Source organism: Escherichia sp. WS547, assembly GCF_046486065.1.
GTDB classification, from domain to species: Bacteria; Pseudomonadota; Gammaproteobacteria; order Enterobacterales; family Enterobacteriaceae; genus Escherichia; species Escherichia coli.
This window is the reverse complement of record NZ_JBJQMA010000025.1, coordinates 13,785-33,345: the sequence shown is the minus strand read 5'-3', so window position 1 is coordinate 33,345 and position 19,561 is coordinate 13,785. Positions and strand designations below refer to the sequence as shown.

Genomic DNA, 19,561 nt, shown 5'->3' with positions numbered 1-19,561 from the left:
TTTTTTCACCCACGATTAACCAACAGCCAGACCAGCAGACACGCCACCACCGGCACAGCAAAATCCATCAGGCTTGCCACATCCCATGCACGTGTATCAAAACCGCCCCACCACGGCATATTCATTCGCTTGCCATGCCCGAACATTTCGATCCAGCGATATTCTGCCTGGGTGTGTTCACGCGCAATGAAGAACGTACAACCGGCTATCGCCCCGTAAGCCCAGTTCCCGGTAAAAAGACCAATCAGTAGCTGCGCAGCCACAGCACAAAGCGCATGAAGGAAAGGTGTTATATCCATTTTCATCCTACCCAATAAAACGGGGCGCTCGGCCCCTTAATATTATTTAGACGCAAGCGCCGCCTCAATTGCAGATAATCTTTGTCTTAATTCTGCGTTTTCTTCTTCCAGTGCTGTTATTCTGTCGTCTGACTCTCTGGCTACCTGAACAAGCAAGCCAGTAACACCAGAATAATCTACTGTGTAATAACGTTCACCTTCTTCACCTTCCGATCCGCTCGCACCGTCCTGATATTTCATTGCGGAACCTACAACTTCTGGGATTGCTTCCAGAGCTTCCTGTGCAATGACACCAGCATAGGGCATACCGTTTTCTTTAAGCGTGTATGTATAGCCGTTCATTTTACGGATGCGGTCGGTTGCATTATCGATCACCTGAATGTTGTCTTTCAGATCCCGGTCGGAATGCTGGTTAAATGCGGTGGCATGACATGCACCATTAACGCTTAACATATAGGTGTTATCGGTATTTTTCTGCGCATAGAACATATAAGCGCCACCATCAACACCGACTTCATAAACAACAGGACGGCTGGAGTTGCCCCACAATTGAGCAGTAACACCAGCATAAGCGGTTCCCTGTGTGTTTAATGTCATGGTTGACCCATGATTGGCATATTTGATCTGTAATGTGTCGGTGTAATCAAATTTAATAAGCGCGTTACTTCCACGCTTGCTGTATGACATAAGGCAGTTACCCATTTTGAGGTATCCGCTGTCACCGGGAAAAATCATCGTACCGCCATAAAGGTTGGTAAAGTCCCAGCAAATGTTTGTCCCGTTATCGTTCAGGTTAAGGCGCGCCATTGCGTTACCTGGACTGTCTATCCATTTTTTGAGGTATAGTTCGCAATACGCATCCTCAACACCTGCCGTCCTGTGAGTTGAGCGGAGTTTTCTCCCAAATATAGCTCCGCTAGTTGGCAATACCTGCTGATACCATGAAGCAGACCAGTCACCAACGATTTCATCTTTGCTGTCTACATATAATTTTGTTGCGTAGCTTCCTTGATCGTTTTTTAATTTGCTAACGTCGGATTTTAGCGTTTTGATGTCATCAGGAATTACTGTCGATGTAGCCATTTTTCTTCCTCACATCCAGCCACGAAGTTGATGCTCAACAGCAACCACGTATTCATCGAATAATGACGATATTTGCGAATCATTAATGATGCGCACGTTTACAAAATATCCGTCTTCCTTAACACATACCGGTTCGCCATCTTCAGTCAGTTCTCCGGTTTCTTTGTACACGTTACCTATCACGTCGATAAGAATATCATCCTGCATCGACTCGTCATCATAATAGCCAATACTCTCCATAAAGGCCGAAAAGTCGGCACTGTCTTCAAATTTGAGTGTTAAATCTTTCATTAGATTGACTCCCCCACCTGAGCATCAGTCAATGCCTTGTGCCATATTCTGAAATTCCTGACATGACCAAATAAATGACGTAACCCGGCTGTAGTCTGGCCTCCAATACGGATAATTGCGGTGTTCTGAATACAGGACCATGTGGTTTTTGTTTCGCTGGATATATGCCCGTTACTTACTGAGCACGTAGACTGCTCTGACTTTACACGCATCCCCATAACCATTTTTTCAAGCGATGCGTTTTCGTTTACCCGTCTGTTAGCTCCTCCAATATCGCAATAAGGAAATCCGTCGTAATCTGTTGAACGACCGAAGCCAAGAATAATAGCCGCTCCGGTTTGATGACCGCCGGTATCAAAAACACGTGGCGCTGCATTTGGCGTTTTATACCAGTTCTTATGTACCTCACAAAGAACCGTAAAAGGAAGATTATAAAGATTATTCTTAATTGGAACTGTAACTATATCGCTTGCGCGGGTCGCCGCCGTCGCTCCTGATATAATAAAAGATGATACACAAGGCCCATCTTCTACTTGTGGGGTGGCCAGATAAATATAGTCACCAGATACGGTTGCCCCGCTCTGCTTAGGAGAATACTGTATCTGAGAGCCTATTTTTAACTCCCCATCAATTGCCTGAATTGTTGCCTCTGCAAAAATCCATCCGGTAGCTTCGTCCTTTCTGACTCTCGCTGTAATCCTTGAGGCAGCACCGCCTGTCATATTAATTTCAAGCGTTTGTGTATCAATATACGCATCACCAAGAAAAGTTGTTGCGCTACCGTCATATTTATCAAACCGGATACGCAACCTTACCTGCAGTTCTGTTTTAAAACGACATGAGGTTGTCACGTGTTTATTATCGCCTGAGACATCAACTGACTTTGTTGCAGCAATTGATGCCATATTAATGGCTGAGGTTTGCCCAATCAGAGAATCGTTGCAGACAAACTTTCCATAGGTAAAACCAAAATTATCCGTCCCTGTTTCGGGCACATCCATATTTGACGATCGCCCCCAACTGGCAGGGCTTTCCGAATTGAGCATGTAGTTTGTTCTTTGCCCCTCAATAAGCAGGCCATCACGTTCAAATCGTGGCTCGTCAATGGCAGCCTCTGTCAGCACACCAGATTTGTTAATATAGGTTGCTTTCGATGCACGTTTAAACTTAACAATCTTGTCGCCAGGCATCGTTATTTCATCGTCACCAATAACAATTTTTTTATATGATGGCGAAAAGCCCGTAATCATATCCAGCGAATCGTTAAATGGTATCCACACATCAGGCAGCGGCTGTAAGACATATTTATACGGCTCCGCAGCCTGGCTTGCGTACTCTCTGGCTGCATCTTCGCTTGCTTTAGCTGCCGTCTGGCTTGCTGCCGATGCTTTCGCTGAGTTCGCAGCCGCTGTTTCGCTCACCTTTGCGTTGGTTTCACTGGTTTTTGCTGCTTTTTGACTGTTAGCTGATGCAGTGGCAGAAGCAGCCGCCGCGCTTGCAGAACTGGCTGCGGCACTCTCGCTTTGGGCCGCTGCATCCTGACTGCTTTTCGCCGCAGTTTCACTGGCTTTGGCATTCGTTTCGCTGGTCTTCGCTGCCGTCTGGCTGGACTTTGCGTTAGTTTCACTCGTCTTCGCAGCTTTCTGGCTGTTAGCCGCAGCAGTTGCTGATCCAGCTGCTGAAGTCGCAGAACCGGCTGCCGCGCTCTCGCTTTGGGCTGCTGCAACCTGGCTGTTTTTTGCCGCAGTTTCACTGGCTTTAGCATTCGTTTCGCTGGTTTTCGCTGCCGTCTGGCTGGACTTTGCGTTGGTTTCGCTCGTCTTTGCGGCTGTCTCACTGTTTTTCGCGTTGGTTTCTGATTTTTTGGCTGCTGTCGCGGAGTTTGCCGATGCAGTCTGTGAGGTCGCTGCCGCCTGTGCGCTGTTAGCTGCATTCGTTTCTGAGGTTTTCGCCGCGTTCTTCGATGATGCCGCTGCAGTTTCGGATTTCTTTGCCGCCGCTGCGCTCTGAGAGGCGGCTTCAGCGTTGCGTGCCGCTTCTTCCACCATTTCCTCAAAACGACGCAATGCCTCCGGCATGACATCATCTTCCGTCATGGCACCGAGAAAATCATTCAGCGTACCTGGTCTGGAACCTTCATAGACGGTAATGGTCCCGGCATGTGAAGGCGGAAAACCTTCAACCAGCAGGGTGACGCTGTACTGGCCATACTCAACATCCATGCTGTAACGCCCGGCTTCATCCGGATTTTCAGAGGCCACCGTGTTCACCAGTACCGTGGTGCTGTTACGCTTTGCCTTCAGTTGAATAGTGCAGTTCTGTATTGGTTTTCCCGCACCATCTTTCAGCACACCTGAGATTTTTACTGCTGCCATATCCACTCCACAAAAAAGCCCGCCTGAACCGGCGGGCTGTCATAACACTGTGTTACCTGGCTAATCAGAACTTATAACCGACACCCACGATGAAACCGTCAGTGCGCCAGTCACCACTGCCAGAACCTTCATAAGCAATATCAATGGCCACGGATTCGGTCGGGTTAAACTGCACGCCAGCCCCCCACGCCAGAGACGTGTTGCTGTGGCGACCGTCATCACTTCCGGTCAGCACATCGTGCGTTTTCCCCTTGTTGTCAGTTACGCGGAGGTAATCCCCGGAAAAAGTCGAAACACGGCTGTAAGCCATACCCGCCATCGCATACGCGCTGAACCATTCATTCACGCGCACAGACGGCCCCGCCATCACGCTGGACCAGCGGTTACGCACGGAATCTTTATGCCAGCGGGTATCGCTGTAACGGGTCAGCTGACGATTCTTGTATCCTGCATAACTGAATGACGTCACCAGCCCCAGCGTGTCCGTAAATTCATAACGGTATTTCACGTTAATGCCCTTCAGGTCATCACTGCCTGGCATATCAGTATGGGTCTGAAGATACCCGGCGCTTAGTGTGGACTGATGCTCTGCTGCGCTCGCTGGCGTACCAGCGGCAACCAGCCAGACTACTGCGGACAGAATAACAGCACATAATTTACGCATAATTACCTCTCGCTTTTCTGCAATAAAAAAGGCGTCATTTCTGACGCCCGTATTGGGGTTATAAAATTCAGCTGATACTGATGCCTGCAGTGGCTTTCTTCATCACAACAACCAGCAAATCGCTGATACTTGCTGTGGGATACCAACCATTTACCCACCATGCTGATACAGAAAACTCCAGTGTCATTACACCACTGCCTGCAGGCATATCAATAACACCCGTGTAAATCAGAGTATTATCCAGAGCCGTTCGGTTATAAATTTCAGCCCCGTTTTTCTTCACTATCAGGCGGCATGACGAATAAGTATCGCTATTCTCCCGCTCATGTCTGGCACCGCAGAAAGCCACCGCTGGAATAACAATTTGCCGGTCAAACGACTGATCGTCATAAACCCTGACGGTAATAGTCCCTGATGGCCACCGCTCCGGTGCACGGGAGTCCCGGGGGAAAGCTTTGCCCACTGTTTTAACGAGATCGCCTTCAATCTGGTTCGCGGACAGTTTTCCCAGAACCCGACAGTTCTCGTTAATCGTGACATTATTGAGCGTCCCGGAGTTCGCATTCACGTTACCGCTGATATCGGCATTTTTCGCCGTCAGCCGCCCGTCCGGTGTCAGGGAAAATACCGGAGGATTGCCGCCACTGGTAATGGTGGGAGCCGTCAGATACTTCAGGAACACTTCGTTCATGAATATCTGGTTGCCCTGCGCCACAAACATCGGCGTTTCATTCCCGTTTGCCGGGTCAATAAACGCGATACGGTTAGCGGCAACCAGGAACTGGCTCAGTTTGCCTTCCTCCGTATCCTCCATACTAAGGCCAAGCCCCGCGACATAATGCCTGCCGTCTTCGGTCTGCTCAATTTTGACGCCCCACATGGCATTCCATTTATCGTTGGCGTCCTTCCACTCTTTCGAAAACTCCTCCAGTTTGCTGGCGTTATCCTCCGTCAGCTCGACTTTTTCCAGCAGCTCCTTGCCGAGATGGGATTCGGTTATCTGGCCTTTGAAAAAATCCAGGTAACCTTCCGCATCATCGCTCGCCCGACCGACAGCCTCCACGAATGTCGATTTGCCGACGGTGTTCACACTGCGAACGTAAAAATAATAATCATGGCCCGGTTTGATATTGATACTGGCGGCTATCCAGTACAGCGCCGTGCCAAGATAACGCGCGCTGGTTTCAACCTGCCTGATATCCGCAATCCGATTTTCCGAGAACCAGAACTCAAACTGTACAGTCGGATCATAAACCGCAAGATGCGGCGTGGCGGTTATCTGAAAATAGCCCGGCGTCAGCTCAATCCGCGATGGTGCTGCCGGTGCGGCAATCCGGAACGATACCGACGCCGGATCGCCCTGCTGCCCCCACGCATTTACCGCCCGGACTGTCAGACTGTAATTTCCCAGAGCCAGCTGCCTGAAGCGGTATGTGGTTTCCGTCGTCCGGGCCGTGCTGACCAGCCGCTCACTGCCGTCATCCGCTGCCACGGTCAGGCGAAGCATAAAGCTCACGCCCTTCACCACCTTCGGCGTATCCCAGCGCGCCAGCACCTGGTATTCCCCGCTGTCTGCGGTGACTTCGGCGGTCAGGTGCTGCACCGCTGGCGGCGTGACACCATTCACCGTGCCGCTCTGGTCGCCGTCAAAGTGCGCCCCGTTATCCACGATGGCTTCTTTTTCCGGTACATGCTGCACGGCAGTGATGGCATACGTGCCGTCATCGTTCTCACGGATACTCACACAGCGGAACAGGCGCTGACGCAACGTCGGCAACTTCAGCCCCCACACACTGTATTCTGCAACGCCGTCAGGAACCCGATTCACTTTCACCTTAAGTCCGTCGGTGACGGACTGAACCTCCACGCTGACCGGATTACCACTTCCGTCAACCAGGCTTATCAGCGTGGTACCGGAGGATGGCAGCGTGATTTCACGGTCGAGCGTCAGCGTCCGGGTCTGGCTGTTCACCGCCAGCACGCGACCACCGGTGCTGATACCGGCATAGTCATCATCGCAGATTTCAATGACATCGCCCGGTACATGGCGAAGCCCTTCAGCACCCACGCTGAAATCCACGGTCTGCGTCTCCAGCAGTTCCGTTTTAATCAGCCACAGCCCGGCGCGGTGTGCCTGCCCCCGGCTGGTACAGCCAAAGGCATCCATCTTCGTGACATTACGACCGTAACGGGCAATGGCCTGCGTATCTTCAACAAGCTCTGTCGCCGTCTCCCAGCCGTTGTTCGGGTCAATCCAGTTCACCTCAACGGCATTATGGCGGTCCTTCAGGGCGCTGAAGCTGTAGCGGAACGGCGCGCCATCATCCGGCATCACCACATTACTGCGGTTATAGGTCCACACCTTATCTGATGGTCGGTCCTGCACGAACGTCAGCGTCTGCCCGTTCCATACCGGCATACAGCGCATCGCCGAGCAGAAATCACTGAGCACATCCCACGCCTTACGCTGCGTGGTCAGCCAGGCATTACAGGTGATGCGCGGCTCCGTGCCGCCAAAGCCGTCCGGCACCGACTGGTCGCAGTACTGGCCGATGACATACAGCGCCCATTTATCCACATCCGACGCACCAAGACGTTTTCCCATGCCGTAGCGCGGATGGGTCAGCATATCCCACAGACACCAGGCCATGTTGTTGCTGTATGCTGGCTTAAACGTTCCGTCCCAGATACCGCTGTATTGTCGCGTCTGCGGGTTATAGTTCGACGGCACCTGCAGAATGCGCCCGCGAAGATGATAATTACGACTCACCTGCTGGCTGCCGAACTGCTCCGAGTCCACCTGTACGCCGACCAGTGCCGTGTTCGGGTAGCACTGTTTCACATCGATGATTTCGGTGTATGACGACCAGAGCGTTTTGTTCTGCAGCTGGTCTGTGGTGCTGTCCGGCGTCATCCTGCGCATCCGGATATTAAACGGGCGCGGCGGCAGGTTATCCACCACCACCGAGGCCAGATACTGCGAGGTGGTTTTGCCTTTAATGGTGATGTCTTTTTCCGTCACCCAGCCACCGTTACGCTGTATCTGAACCAGCAGGCGGACTTCCGACGGATTCCGGTCCCCCTTTGAGGTGGTTTCCACCAGTGCCTGCACACCGAAGGTAAAGCGCAGACGGTCGATGTTTGCAGACGTGATGGTCCGGGTAATCGGCGTGTCGTACTTCACTTCCGTACCCAGCACCGTCTCGGAGCCGGAGGATTCAAATCCCTCCGGCGGTGTCTGCTCCTGCTCACCTGCCCGGAACACCACCGTGACACCGGAGATATTGGTATTCCCCTCACTGTCCAGCACCGGCGTACTGTTCAGCAGCACACTTTTTAATCCGTCCACCGGACCTTCAATCGGCCCTTCACTGATGGCGTCTATCACGCTCAGCATCTGGGATGATTTCAGGTTGTCCTTCGCTTCGCGCGGGGTATGCCCCTTACTGCTGCCTTTACCCATTCCTCACGCTCCAGAAACGACAAAACCGCCCTGAGGCGGTTTCACACAAAACATTCTGCATCAACGACCAATCACCACAACCTGACCACCATCTCCTTCATCTGCCGTGCTGATCTCCTGCGAAATCACCCGTGACCCCACGCGCATTTCACCGTACAGAACCGGCAGAACATTGCCCTGGGCAACCATGTTATCCAGTGAGGAGAAATAGGTGTTCTGTTTGCCGTTATCCGTTGTCTGTGTACGGGGAGTTCTGGCTTTCGGTGCCAGCATCTGCGCCACACCACCGAGCACCATACTGGCCCCCGCACCATACATTCCTGTAATTGCGGCAGCCCCCAACCAACCTGCAGGGTTCCACCATGCCACCGCAATCAGCGCCGCCCCCAGCACAGCCTGAAAAAGACCGCCACTTTTGGCTCCCGCCAGACGCGGCACAATGTGGATCACGGCACCATTTGCCAGCGGTTCATTAAGACGGGCTGATAATTCAGTTTCACCTGCATCACGCCCGGCAATGCGTACCTGATACCAGCCGTCGCTCAGTTTCTGACGAAACGCCGGAAGCTGTGTGGTCAGCGCCCGGACTGCTTCGGCCCCCGTTTTCACACGCAGGTCGATGCGGCGGCCAAATCGTTGTAAATCCCCGTAAAGGCAGATTCGCGCCATGCCCGGTGACGCCAGAGGGAGTGTGTGCGTCGCTGCCATTTGTCGGTATACCTCTCTCGTTTACTCAGTTGTTCAGGAATATGGTGCAGCAGCTCGCCGTCACCACAGTAAATGGCGGCATGATTCGGCACCGATGAACCAAAACAGCACAGCAGCACATCACCCGGTTGTGCTGATGACAACGGCACCTGATACAGCCCTGTGGCCTCCAGATTATCCAGATAGAGATTCTGGCCGTTACGCCACCAGTCATCCTCACGATGAAAATCCGGCATCTCAATCCCCGCCAGATGGTAAGCGTCCCGGAACAGCGTGTAACAATCCGTCACCCCGTGCTCAAAGCGCCGCCCGGTAAGATGCGGCACACAGCGGAATTTATGAATCGCCCCCCGGCAGACCAGCCACCATGGCAAATCACTCTGCACCTGCAGCCGCCGGTCAGCCTCACTCAGCCAGGGCAGGCCACCGGGGTGGCTGTGGACCAGCGCCACAATCTCACCCTGCATCTCTGCCCGCAGCCAGTCCTCCGGCGACATCCGGAAATAATCCTCCGGCTCACCGGAGATATTCACGCAGGGAAAATATCTTTCCCCTTCCGACGTTCTCACCACGAAGCCGCACGACTCCGCTGGCGCACATCGCCGGGCGTGCGCCAGAATCGCTGATTCTGTCTCTGTCATGGGATTTACTGCGAAAGTTTGTTAATGGAAAGGAAGCCGCCAAAGTTGCCGACATTATTGCGGAACTTACAGCCACTCAGGCATTTGCTGCATTTATCCTTCGTGATTTCGGATGTCGGCTGGTCATATTCATCCGCGACCGCCGGACCGTGATAACCGCACTCATCACCGCGATAGGTCCAGGTGCAGGTATTAGCAAGCATGATGCGCCCCGGAAAAACAGCGCCGTCCGTTTCCGTCGGCGTGGACAGTACAAAGGAGGCACTGACCGCGCTCAGTTCGCTGCACTGCTCAATACGCCAGCGGCTGATCACCTCCTGCTCCGGATCGGCGTCACTGTTTCCGTTGACGAAGTTCACCGCATCCAGAAAACGGGCGTAAACCTTACGCCTGACCACCGTTCCGCCGACCAGACTCTGCAGGTCTTCCGCCATCCCGGTGACCATGCCGTGCAGATTAGAGACTTTCAGCGTTGGCCTTGCACTGGCACCTTTGCCGTTCATCTCAAATCCACTCCCCTGAATGGGATAGGCCTGATACTGCCGACTCTGCCAGGTGACAGACTCTCCTTTCTCGTTCTGCTCATTGCAGAAAAAGTAGCGATCCCCGCCTACCTCGGTCAGGTCGATTTCCCAGAGCACCACGCTGGCCGACTGCTCCGCACGAATGCATTCATTCAGCGTTTCCTGTTGTATGTCCTGCATCAGATCACCACTTCGTCAAACTGACACGAAAAATCGGTATAGGTGATATGTTCTGTCGCTGACCACGTTCGACACACCACTCTGATTTTTCTGTTAATACCAGGCGGGCGCCAAAAAAAAGATTTATAGCCTTCATGCCGGGCTAAAAATTTTTCAAATGAATCACGTTCATTCGCCTCAACTTTGAAATCACAGGTGAAAACGCGCAGAGAATGATTAAGTCCATTTGGACTTCGTTGCTCATAACCATCGCCAAATCTTACAGTTTTTATCGATGGTTTATTTTCTGTTTTCATTCCATCCTCTGGTAACCAGTGAAATTCTTCCGTATTAGCCACTTAACATTCCCCCATCACGTCGCATATTTAACAGATTGCCCTGCACCCGCTGATCAACCATCCCCATAAGTGCTTTTATTGCCTGAGGGCCAATCTCTCCATTCTGGCCGTCATTTTGAATAGTGATTTGGTATACAGGGGCATAGGTAATATCTCCGCCTCCATTACCACTTTTACTATTAATAGCTCTGACACCAAGAGAACCATCGGATGTTCGTGTTAATGGCATAATGGCTTCCGGACCAGCCTCACCAAAAACACCAGCCCCTTTTGCAAAAGCAAAAAATTGCGGGGAATCATAAATACCGTTCGAATACGTGTTCAATGACGGAGACTCATAAACACCGCCCTTTGCATTCGGAATAAATTTACTAATAGCACTCCCGATAGTTCCTAAAATCCCCCCCGAAGAACTGTTACTAATGCTGTCGAAAATCCCAGTAATTGAAGCCTTTAATGCTATTCGACTAAGATCCGAAATCACGGAAGTAGCGAAAGAACGAAAATTTGCCTTGCCTGTCGTGACAAAATCACCCAGCGCATCGGTCATTCCATCAAACATCTGAGTCGTGGTTGATTTTATCTGCTCACTGATATCCTTAGTGTCATCCAGCCAGTTATTGAATCCCTGGGAGGCACCACTAACCCAGTCTCCTACCTGAATATCGAGCTGCTCGTTTTTCTGTCTGACAATTTCTTTTTCTCGTTCCAGAGCATCATTCAGAGCCTGCATTTTCTCCTGAAAAACATGATTTGACATCCCACGGGATTTATCTGCATAGTCACGTTCAAGTTGCAGACGCTGATTGTTATATTCACGTTCAATCCGCAGTAATTCCTGCTGGCGCTGCTGATTTTTATCGCCAACCCCATAACCAGCAATCTGAATATCATACCCCTGTTGACGATTATCAATCGAAGCCTGCAATGAATCACGCCATGCAGCTATTTCGGCGGATTCCTTGATTAGCCTGTTATTTTTTTCAATCGCAACATTTTTCTCCATCAACGCGGTTATTTCTTCCCGGTGTAAGAGAAGCGATTTCTGATCCTTGGTTAATTTCGATGACGGTCGTGACTCCAGGTCGGCAATCTGCTGACGCCACTTAACCAGTTCCTGTTCAGAGGAACTTAATTTAACGGTTAATTCAGTTTGTGAACTTAGTAACGCATTCTGTTGATTCAGATGATCAATCATTCGTTGGGCAGCATCATCCGAATAACCTTTCGCCTTTGGTTGCTTTGGATCTTTATAACGCTCATTTATTTGAGCGATAAGATTATTATATTCTTCCTTTGAATACTGACTCTTTAGTTTTTCCAGTTTTGCAAGTTCACTAGCTCTCTGCTGCTCCCAGGTCTGATATTGTTTTGAAAAGGCATCTGCTCTCTGTCTGAGTTCAATTCCTTCCTGTTGTCGCTTGTTGTAATCGTTTATTGATGAATTTAGTACGTCCTGAGCAATTTTTTCTGCTTGAAGTACGCCCAATTGCTGCTTTAATCGTGCCAGCCTTTTATTTTGAGCTCCGCCATCTCCAATGCCACCTAACCCGAAAACTCCGGGTCGGGTATTTTTTTCTATTTCATCAATTTGACGGAGAACATCTGAGATTTTTTGATCAAGGGAGGCCTCACAGCCAATATCCAGCATGGAATCCCATGCCCATTTTGCGGAGTCTGCGACAGCTTTCCATGCAGTCTCAAGATAACCAAGATTTTCTTTAATCTGGTTGGTGCGCTGGATCATTGAGGATGAGTATGCTTCTGTCGCAATGCGGGCGGCCTCCTGCTGGTTCCCTTCATCCTGTAGCGCCTTAATATGGTTATAAGTCGCAATTGTCAGAAAATGGTACTGATCATTAAGTTTTGATATGGCACTGACAGGATCCTTTGCAATTTCATTGAAGTCATTAACCAGTTGTTCGGTTGATATTCCTGTTACTTCGCTCGTTTTTACTATCGCTGTCGTCACTTGCTCCAGCGAACTGCTCGCTACCTTTCCCGAACGCACAAGCTGGTTTAATACTGCCGCCGCAGCGCCAGTTGTCGAATCAGCCGCATTCCCGGCACGTTGAACTATATCGGCCAATTGCCCGCTGGTTGTCCCCAACTGATTTCCGGTAAGAATAAGAGATTTATTAAATTCGTCCTGCTCCTGAGAGCCTTTATAGTAAGCCAGCCCTAAGACGCCAACGGCTGCTGCGGCCAGGGTAAAAGGATTAATTAATCCCAGCACATAAGAACCAACACCTTTGATCGCCGGGCCAATCCCACCGAACATATCTTTTAGCTGGCCGCCCTGCTGCATTAACACCATAAAAGGCGACTGACCAGTGGACAACCCAACAACAATATCCGTCATTTGTGCAGGCAACATGCGCATAGCAAAAGCCGTTTGTTTTGCCGACATTCCGGTTTTGCTTAATTGAGATTGAGTAACCTCAAGCTCACTCCGCATAGCACGAAGTTTTCCAGAAAGCTCCTCATACATTTCAGGAGAAAGCATCCCCTTGGCTTTTGCTTCGCTGAGTTGCTTTTGCTGCTCTGTCAGGCGGTTAAAAGCAGTTCCGACAGGGTCAAGTTGAGCAATCAGACGTTGCAAAGCAACAACCTGTTCATCATGCGCTTTTGCTGCTTCTCGCTCTGCCTGAGCCTCTCCGGTAAGCTCTCGCCGTGTTTCCTGTATTTTTCGGCTATAATTCTCAAACTGAGAACCATTTATTTTCCCGGATGCAAACGCAGCATTAAGTTCATCCTGCTGTTGTTCAAGATTTCTTAGCGCCGCAGCCAGAGGGTCGATCTTGTCCAGCATTCTTTGAAAGGCCTGAGCCTGCGCTTCCTGCTGGGCGGCAGCAAGTTTTCCGGCCTTCTCGGCTTCTCTCTGCGCTTGCGCAACCCCGCTCAATTCCTCTGTGGTTTCATTAAGTTTACGGACAAGAAATTCATATTCTTCTTTATCAATAAGCCCTTTATCGAAAAATTTCTTTAATTCAGAATAGCGTCGACCGACAGTATCAATTGCGGCACCAACTGGATCAATAGCTGCTTTTAATTTTGCGAGCGCGTTCTTCTCATCTTCTGTTGCCTTAGTCACTTTCCCTGCGCTATTTGCAGCAGTTTTCCCAGCCTGCGTCATTTTGACTAATGAGGAGGTCAGATTGTCAGCATTATTTTTCGCTCCAGTGCTATCAATAATTATTGCGAGACGCGAGGTTTGCTCTGCCATTTATTAAAACTCCTGACAACAAAAAACCCACCGAAGTGGGTTTCAGGCGACATAATAGTAGATATAGCGATTACGAGGTCACGCAATGCTTTTCTCCAGGAGCATCATCGATTTAATTAAAGACACCATCACATCTCTGTAACAGAGTGTACGTAATTAACAACTACACACACTGCTCCTGAAAATACTGGTCATCCAGTGCAAAGATCACTGCTTCAAATTCATCGCGCTCAATCAATACCGGATGAGTGGCTAAATATTCATTTATCTCTGTCAGAGATAAAGGCAAAGGCACCCCAGTCATTCCAGCATAACGTCGGGCACGGGATATTACCGAATAGGCGTACAACAATTCCTTAAGCACCGGGTCTATTTCTGGTTCCGGTATCGGTGGCAACCTGAGTTTTTCTCGCTTCCATCTTGCCTTTTCCCCCCTTTCTCCCCCGAACTCCGATAACCACCGTTGGGCGGCTATGGCTTTTTTATCGTATCCTGCTTCTGCTGCTCTTTACCCTGGGCGATGCTGGCTGCTTCTGCAAGGATCTGCCAGTACAACTCTGGATTCTGCCTAAGCAGCGCGATCCCTCGTTCTGGCGTATATTCCAGTGCAACCTCAACACCATTAACCAGTTCACCAACCCCTTTCCAGTCTTTCAGCAGATAACGAGCGGCATTATCAATGAGTAAATCATCAACAGAATCCACCTCGGAAACCTTTGAAATATCAAACTCCTTCGTTCCGACGTGCAAACTGGCATCCATTTTCTCAATGTGGCGACGGATTAATGCATTACGGGAGCGATACTGATCGTTATCGCTGCTTGCCACCAACAGTTTTAACCCGTCTACAGGTTTTAAGTCCTTCATTGGCGTAAACCAGCGTTCTCCACCGATGATAATTTTCTGATTAAGAATAAACATCCATAACCTCATTCAATGCGTCCCCCTGTAGTGCAGTACCACAGGGGGAATAACGGAAAATCAACTAATCGCCTCAGCACTGGCTTTTGCGATCACGGCAGCCGGAGAGTTTTTTTTTCTGGTTATCGTAGGTGCTTCATCTGCTGCGGTAATGCTCAATTGAACCTGGATAATGTCGGTATTACCCCCATCAGGCCATTCACCTGACACCTGAACCTTCGGGAAACTGAAAGTGTATGCCCCCTCTCCATTCGAAAGCGTGAAGCTGAACGGAACTGTTTCTCCAGTCAGTGTTTTACTCCAGATTTCCCATGCAGCTTTAGACCATGAAAGCGTCACCGTACCGGACGGTGTAAAAGTAGTCGGAATATTTGCTCCTGCATAAGGCGAGCCAGTCCCGATACAACGCTGTGTCTGGAGTTTGTTATCGAACTGAATATCAAAACTGTCGATACAAAAACCGTTACCTCCGGCAACACCATTCAGGCTTACTGCTGAAACCTCCTTAAACGAATAACGTAGCTTTCCTGCACTATCCACAGGTTCGCCTTTGATAAAATTCGTATCATCGGCCTTTGATTCCCAGTCCAGTCCGGCAAAGGTTACGGTCGCTGTAATATCGCCGTCGTTAGGGATCTGCATTTTCCATGAGCCAACCTGCGCTCCTCTGACGACAGAGGCAATTCCGACATCGGACGCATAGGTCGCCAGAGAAAATGTTATTCGCTCATTCCCCATTGTCAGAGAATCGCCTGACCATTCCGCGCCGAAACAGGATGCAAGAAAATCATCATGTTGACCCCAGCGAAATTTGGTACCAACATCACCGCCGACATCCACAGTGCCAGGCGTCGCCCCCTGAGCCATCCGGGAGCCACCAATCTCATTATTTTCGCCTTTATTCTGGGTGGGTTTTACTCCCCAGCTTGTGCGTTTTAATAAACTCCAGTCACCACTTGCTGGCGTAGTGCCTGCAACCGTCTCCCGGATAAATGCCGAGATAACCTTTGCACCTGAACTCACAGGAGCCTCCTATGTCATTAATTGCGCTAGAGCGCGCGATATGGAATTTGAAGATTAAGCTGGAACCAGCCATTCTTTTCACCAACGGCTATTGAGGAAACAGCCTGGTAACTGAGACGATCGTCATCCTGAAACTCAAACAGTCCCCGCAATTTATCGGCTGTCTCAGTAATGAGTTTTGAACCAGAACCTGCGGGGACAAATAACTGAATAATGATTATCCCCGTGCGATAAACAATCGGCCCCGCGCCAATTTCATTAACTCCAGCCTGCCCGGGAATATTACTTAACCGCGCCCAGATTAACTTACCGGAAGGATCGAACGTTGGCGCGTTCGGATACAATACGTCTTTTCCATCAATAATCGTCTGTGCCGTCATTCTGGAAATAACCGTATTTCTGATTTCAGTAAATGTCATTTGTAAGCCTGTAAAACACCATGAAAAGCGTTGGCATACACGCCAGTTGGCGCTTGTTGTGAATGACCGTTTTCAAGAGCCTCTGCATAAGGAAGGTTATTCTGGATATAAATAACTCCGTAATTTGCAGCTTTCGAAATAACCCCGATCCCACGCTGAACCGCAATCGTACCGTTCGGATCCACGTTATCAGATATACCAAAATCGGGATGCTGTAACGACACCAGGTTGTTATTTCTGAAACGTCCGGTATCAACCGGAGCAGCAATATCAATAGCAGTAAGAATCTGCATAGCGATGTAGCGAATCTTCAGCCCCACATCTTCCTCAATCATCCCGGCAAATATTGACGGTTCTATATCCCATGCCTTTGCCATTTACGCTCTCCTTAACTGGATAGAGTAAACTGATGCGGAAGGATCTACACTCGCTGTAATTACCTCGTATCGTTGTAACTGCCTTGATACAGGATCATAAATCTCAATAATATGGTCGACAGCGGGTTTATCCGTAACCTCGCATACCAGAGCGGTTAATTTAAGGTCACCATGCAAAATATTAATCCCATCAATTCTGCCCAGCTTATAACGTGTCAACACGCCTCGCCCGGTATAGATTGCGGTGGATTCGCCGCCAGTTTCCGTCACAGGATCCCAGTGCCGGTGCGTAACGTAAGAACCAGAAAAATCACTCACGGCGTCCGCTAAATCCTCATCAAAAGCAGCGGCAACCTCTGACTGAATCTCTTCACGAAGCCCCATTATCCCCCCCTCACAACCCTGACTTGTGAGCGACTAAGTCCGTACGGTTTCAGCAGTGCTATCGCAAGCTGTAAATCGGGTTCAAGCAATGCAGTGCTGTTTGCTGGCAACTCAGCAAATGATTTCGATACACTGACCCCGTCAGCCGACACGGCTTTACTGATAACAACGCCAGAATCATTTTTCTGCTGAAACAACTTACCGAATGAGGCAATTCTGGCTGCATATGCTCCCGCAAGTTTTACCTCTTCCGGAATACGGGATGGGTTAATTTTCAGGTTGAAGCCATTAAGCCAGGCATTAGCCATTAAAACAGCTTTATTTTTAGCGTTCTCACTCGTCCAGGCGTTCCCAAACGCATTATCAACGTCATCACAGGTCACGTAAGTGATCATGTGTTACTCCTGAGTTTTCCAGCCCATAGCCTTCCAGTTGTCAACTTCATCAGGATGAACATTAGCGATAGTTGGTGCGCCGGGAAACATCTGATAATCGGTCACCATAACCACTAACTCAATTTGCGTTTTTTGTGCGGCTTCACGCTGTGCTCTTTGCTCTTTAGTTAATCCGGCCATATGCCCTCCATTAAAAATGGGGCCGAAGCCCCGTTTGAATGTTTAACCAAGAATCAGACAACCATGTGCCGGCTTCACTGATGAAACACCCCATGCCAGTCCAACTTCATAGCGCACCTGGCGATACTGACGATACAGTGCAATCTGGAACGTAATCCCTGAAATCGGGTCCGTAACATTCATTACATCATCAGCATTATCGCCACCTTCCGGCATTGCCGGAGTACGGGATGCCAGCAGAAACGCGTTGCGATCAAACGCCATATTTGCAGTAAAGGAGCCAACAACTGTGATTGCAGTATCATCGGCCAGATCCTGACGCAGTCCGGGCGCTGCAAGAGTAATCAGATTGCTGGTCGCTGCTGCCACAACATACTGATTCGGATCGCCAGCGAACGTAACAATCTGACCTGCAGAAATACTCCCCGAACCAGTATCAATGGAAATAAGAACATCGCCTTCTTTTTTCTCGCCATTCACGAGATAACCAGTTGCAGCAACCTTTGGCGCTCGTTTTACACCTGCCGAACTGTGAATATTGAATCCCTCCAGACGCCCCAACACGCCCTCACGCAGTAGCTGTTCAGTGCCGGATTCATTCACTTTAAACAGTACAGACTGTTTTCCGCGCAAATTAGCAATGGCAGTGGAGCCAAGCACCATCTGCAGATCGGTTGTCGGTGCGCCGTTATCCTCCAGAACCTGACGAGCCAGAGCAGCATCAGAAAGATCATCTTTAACACCAAACGGCGTTGTCCCTGCGGTTCCCACGGCGCGGGAAGCACCGAAATACAACGCACCAAGATCAGCCTCAACCTCGTTTGCAAGGGCGCGAAAAGCCTGCTTGAACTGATCAGCCAGAATGGTGTTGTAAGTCCCTGAAGGGCCAAGAGCCAGTTGTTCTTCACCATTCCATTTAACCGGTGCCATTTTGGATTTAGTAATTTTCACATCAACAGTGCCAATATTTTGATCACCGGTATTCGGAGCTGACGGCCCCGGTACGATATCTTCGGTTTTCGCCTCAGGCGCAACTGGCGCGGTTACCGTCTGATCTTTTGCTGCGGCGTCAGCTTTTGCGTTTTTTGCTACCGCAGGGATAAAACCTACCTGCTCACGGGATACAACATCCAGGGCGGTATAAATAGTCGGGATCAACCCGGTCAGGGTATTTCCAGCCATAATTAAATATTCCTTAAAAATTTGCGTAATTGTGAATAGATGGAGTAATGAGCTATCCAGCCCTGACACCAGCTCCCATCCGGAAGCTGACAAATGTGTTAATCAACAATTGTGATACCGTCTTTCAATGCGTTTTGCTTACCTGCAACATCCAGTGCATCAAAAGCAGAGCGTTTCATCGTTTTCTGACCAATATCATGCTGTGTCGGACGGGAGCCGCCGCCATTGTTGCCACTGGCTTTCAGGATGTAGTCTTTCTGAGGGTAATTTTCGACGAGGAACTCCAGCGCCTCATCAAACTGCGCCAGTTCGCCAGGCTTCGCGCGGGAATAAATTTTGTTGCCGGAAGCGTCATAAGCAACGATCTTCCCTTCTTCCACTTTGAATGCCTGCCCGAAGCGGGCTTGTAATAAATCTGCCGGGATCGCAATTTTATCGACAATATATTTTGAACCCGCAAAACTACCGCCAATCATAGAATCGTAAAGCTGCTTCTCCAGCATCTGAGAGCGTTGCTTTTCTTCATCTAATTGCTGCTGAAAATTTTTCGTAATTTCAGCCTTAACCTGGTCAACCTGTCCCGCATCGATCAGCTTTTTCTGGTCGATTTTTGACAGCATTTCCAGTGCCTCGATCGCCTTCTTCGGGTCTTCGATAGCGGCAAACTTAGCCAGTTTTTCCTCTGCAGCTTCTTTAGCCAGGCGATGATTTTTTGCCTCGCCATTAAGTTCTGTAATTTTTTTTGTCGCCAGCGGTGCATCGAAGCCGATTTCTTTACCATCGTCGTGCACATAAACTGGCAGGCCAGCAGTATCAATTTCTGCGTATTGTTTTCCGTTAATCTCGACCGTTTTCAGTTTCATATTAGTACCTGGTTTAAGTCTTCCG

At 49.7% G+C, this 19,561-nt stretch carries 20 protein-coding genes; all 20 read right to left on the bottom strand.

Features of this window, described 5'->3' with window-relative positions:
* Positions 1-5: 5 nt before the first annotated feature.
* Positions 6-299, bottom strand: coding sequence for a hypothetical protein (locus ACJHWK_RS19380; protein ID WP_000355602.1), 294 nt, complete (start codon positions 297-299; stop codon positions 6-8).
* Positions 300-341: 42 nt separating this feature from the next.
* A complete protein-coding gene (locus tag ACJHWK_RS19375; RefSeq protein WP_001306186.1) occupies positions 342-1,382 on the bottom strand; it encodes a tail fiber domain-containing protein in 1,041 nt (346 codons plus the stop codon).
* A 9-nt stretch (positions 1,383-1,391) separates the two neighbouring features.
* On the bottom strand, positions 1,392-1,673 hold the full coding sequence (locus tag ACJHWK_RS19370) for a hypothetical protein (protein ID WP_170886239.1): 282 nt from the start codon (positions 1,671-1,673) through the stop codon (positions 1,392-1,394).
* Complete coding sequence (locus ACJHWK_RS19365) at positions 1,673-4,048, bottom strand: prophage tail fiber N-terminal domain-containing protein (protein WP_000741769.1); 2,376 nt, start codon at positions 4,046-4,048, stop codon at positions 1,673-1,675. The genes ACJHWK_RS19370 and ACJHWK_RS19365 overlap by 1 nt, the downstream gene beginning before the upstream one ends.
* 64 nt (positions 4,049-4,112) lie before the next feature.
* Positions 4,113-4,712, bottom strand: coding sequence for an Ail/Lom family outer membrane beta-barrel protein (locus tag ACJHWK_RS19360; RefSeq protein ID WP_113837217.1), 600 nt, complete (start codon positions 4,710-4,712; stop codon positions 4,113-4,115).
* Between the two features lie 67 nt (positions 4,713-4,779).
* Positions 4,780-8,175, bottom strand: a complete 3,396-nt coding sequence (locus tag ACJHWK_RS19355; RefSeq protein ID WP_181205432.1) for a phage tail tip protein — start codon at positions 8,173-8,175, stop codon at positions 4,780-4,782.
* Between the two features lie 60 nt (positions 8,176-8,235).
* Positions 8,236-8,784, bottom strand: coding sequence for a tail assembly protein (locus tag ACJHWK_RS19350; protein WP_001578257.1), 549 nt, complete (start codon positions 8,782-8,784; stop codon positions 8,236-8,238).
* A complete protein-coding gene (locus ACJHWK_RS19345; RefSeq protein ID WP_072837587.1) occupies positions 8,781-9,524 on the bottom strand; it encodes a C40 family peptidase in 744 nt (247 codons plus the stop codon). Before ACJHWK_RS19345 ends, ACJHWK_RS19350 begins: the two co-directional genes overlap by 4 nt.
* Before the next feature lie 5 nt (positions 9,525-9,529).
* The gene (locus ACJHWK_RS19340) at positions 9,530-10,228 is read right to left on the bottom strand and encodes a phage minor tail protein L (protein WP_001152425.1); all 699 of its coding nucleotides are present in this window, start codon (positions 10,226-10,228) and stop codon (positions 9,530-9,532) included.
* Positions 10,228-10,566, bottom strand: coding sequence for a phage tail protein (locus ACJHWK_RS19335; RefSeq protein ID WP_000024051.1), 339 nt, complete (start codon positions 10,564-10,566; stop codon positions 10,228-10,230). Before ACJHWK_RS19335 ends, ACJHWK_RS19340 begins: the two co-directional genes overlap by 1 nt.
* The gene (locus tag ACJHWK_RS19330; RefSeq protein WP_410234900.1) at positions 10,559-13,792 is read right to left on the bottom strand and encodes a phage tail tape measure protein; all 3,234 of its coding nucleotides are present in this window, start codon (positions 13,790-13,792) and stop codon (positions 10,559-10,561) included. Before ACJHWK_RS19330 ends, ACJHWK_RS19335 begins: the two co-directional genes overlap by 8 nt.
* 471 nt (positions 13,793-14,263) lie before the next feature.
* The gene (gene ydaY, locus ACJHWK_RS19325; RefSeq protein ID WP_123057495.1) at positions 14,264-14,623 is read right to left on the bottom strand and encodes a protein YdaY; all 360 of its coding nucleotides are present in this window, start codon (positions 14,621-14,623) and stop codon (positions 14,264-14,266) included.
* A gap of 150 nt (positions 14,624-14,773) precedes the next feature.
* Positions 14,774-15,736, bottom strand: coding sequence for a phage tail tube protein (locus ACJHWK_RS19320; protein ID WP_052924055.1), 963 nt, complete (start codon positions 15,734-15,736; stop codon positions 14,774-14,776).
* Between the two features lie 26 nt (positions 15,737-15,762).
* Complete coding sequence (locus ACJHWK_RS19315; protein ID WP_000144680.1) at positions 15,763-16,155, bottom strand: phage tail terminator-like protein; 393 nt, start codon at positions 16,153-16,155, stop codon at positions 15,763-15,765.
* Entirely contained in the window at positions 16,152-16,532 is a 381-nt protein-coding gene (locus ACJHWK_RS19310; RefSeq protein ID WP_001029819.1) for a hypothetical protein, read from the bottom strand. The genes ACJHWK_RS19315 and ACJHWK_RS19310 overlap by 4 nt, the downstream gene beginning before the upstream one ends.
* Positions 16,533-16,916, bottom strand: a complete 384-nt coding sequence (locus tag ACJHWK_RS19305) for a hypothetical protein (protein WP_000524260.1) — start codon at positions 16,914-16,916, stop codon at positions 16,533-16,535.
* A complete protein-coding gene (locus tag ACJHWK_RS19300; protein WP_000634210.1) occupies positions 16,916-17,311 on the bottom strand; it encodes a hypothetical protein in 396 nt (131 codons plus the stop codon). Before ACJHWK_RS19300 ends, ACJHWK_RS19305 begins: the two co-directional genes overlap by 1 nt.
* Positions 17,312-17,314: 3 nt before the next feature.
* Positions 17,315-17,491, bottom strand: a complete 177-nt coding sequence (locus tag ACJHWK_RS19295; protein ID WP_000908084.1) for a hypothetical protein — start codon at positions 17,489-17,491, stop codon at positions 17,315-17,317.
* Positions 17,492-17,533: 42 nt separating this feature from the next.
* Positions 17,534-18,673: a P22 phage major capsid protein family protein gene (locus ACJHWK_RS19290; RefSeq protein ID WP_001526967.1), complete on the bottom strand. Its 1,140-nt coding sequence runs from the start codon at positions 18,671-18,673 to the stop codon at positions 17,534-17,536.
* 98 nt (positions 18,674-18,771) lie between these two features.
* Positions 18,772-19,536 (bottom strand): DUF6651 domain-containing protein, encoded by a 765-nt coding sequence (locus ACJHWK_RS19285; protein ID WP_410234899.1) that lies wholly within the window; start codon positions 19,534-19,536, stop codon positions 18,772-18,774.
* Between the last annotated feature and the right edge of the window lie 25 nt (positions 19,537-19,561).

Coding starts and splice junctions, on each gene's coding strand:
- ACJHWK_RS19380 (WP_000355602.1), bottom strand. CDS start 299: ATGGATATAACACCTTTCCTTCATGCGCTTTGTGCTGTGGCTGCGCAG.
- ACJHWK_RS19375 (WP_001306186.1), bottom strand. CDS start 1,382: ATGGCTACATCGACAGTAATTCCTGATGACATCAAAACGCTAAAATCC.
- ACJHWK_RS19370 (WP_170886239.1), bottom strand. CDS start 1,673: ATGAAAGATTTAACACTCAAATTTGAAGACAGTGCCGACTTTTCGGCC.
- ACJHWK_RS19365 (WP_000741769.1), bottom strand. CDS start 4,048: ATGGCAGCAGTAAAAATCTCAGGTGTGCTGAAAGATGGTGCGGGAAAA.
- ACJHWK_RS19360 (WP_113837217.1), bottom strand. CDS start 4,712: ATGCGTAAATTATGTGCTGTTATTCTGTCCGCAGTAGTCTGGCTGGTT.
- ACJHWK_RS19355 (WP_181205432.1), bottom strand. CDS start 8,175: ATGGGTAAAGGCAGCAGTAAGGGGCATACCCCGCGCGAAGCGAAGGAC.
- ACJHWK_RS19345 (WP_072837587.1), bottom strand. CDS start 9,524: ATGACAGAGACAGAATCAGCGATTCTGGCGCACGCCCGGCGATGTGCG.
- ACJHWK_RS19340 (WP_001152425.1), bottom strand. CDS start 10,228: ATGCAGGACATACAACAGGAAACGCTGAATGAATGCATTCGTGCGGAG.
- ACJHWK_RS19330 (WP_410234900.1), bottom strand. CDS start 13,792: ATGGCAGAGCAAACCTCGCGTCTCGCAATAATTATTGATAGCACTGGA.
- ACJHWK_RS19315 (WP_000144680.1), bottom strand. CDS start 16,155: ATGACATTTACTGAAATCAGAAATACGGTTATTTCCAGAATGACGGCA.
- ACJHWK_RS19310 (WP_001029819.1), bottom strand. CDS start 16,532: ATGGCAAAGGCATGGGATATAGAACCGTCAATATTTGCCGGGATGATT.
- ACJHWK_RS19305 (WP_000524260.1), bottom strand. CDS start 16,916: ATGGGGCTTCGTGAAGAGATTCAGTCAGAGGTTGCCGCTGCTTTTGAT.
- ACJHWK_RS19300 (WP_000634210.1), bottom strand. CDS start 17,311: ATGATCACTTACGTGACCTGTGATGACGTTGATAATGCGTTTGGGAAC.
- ACJHWK_RS19295 (WP_000908084.1), bottom strand. CDS start 17,491: ATGGCCGGATTAACTAAAGAGCAAAGAGCACAGCGTGAAGCCGCACAA.
- ACJHWK_RS19290 (WP_001526967.1), bottom strand. CDS start 18,673: ATGGCTGGAAATACCCTGACCGGGTTGATCCCGACTATTTATACCGCC.
- ACJHWK_RS19285 (WP_410234899.1), bottom strand. CDS start 19,536: ATGAAACTGAAAACGGTCGAGATTAACGGAAAACAATACGCAGAAATT.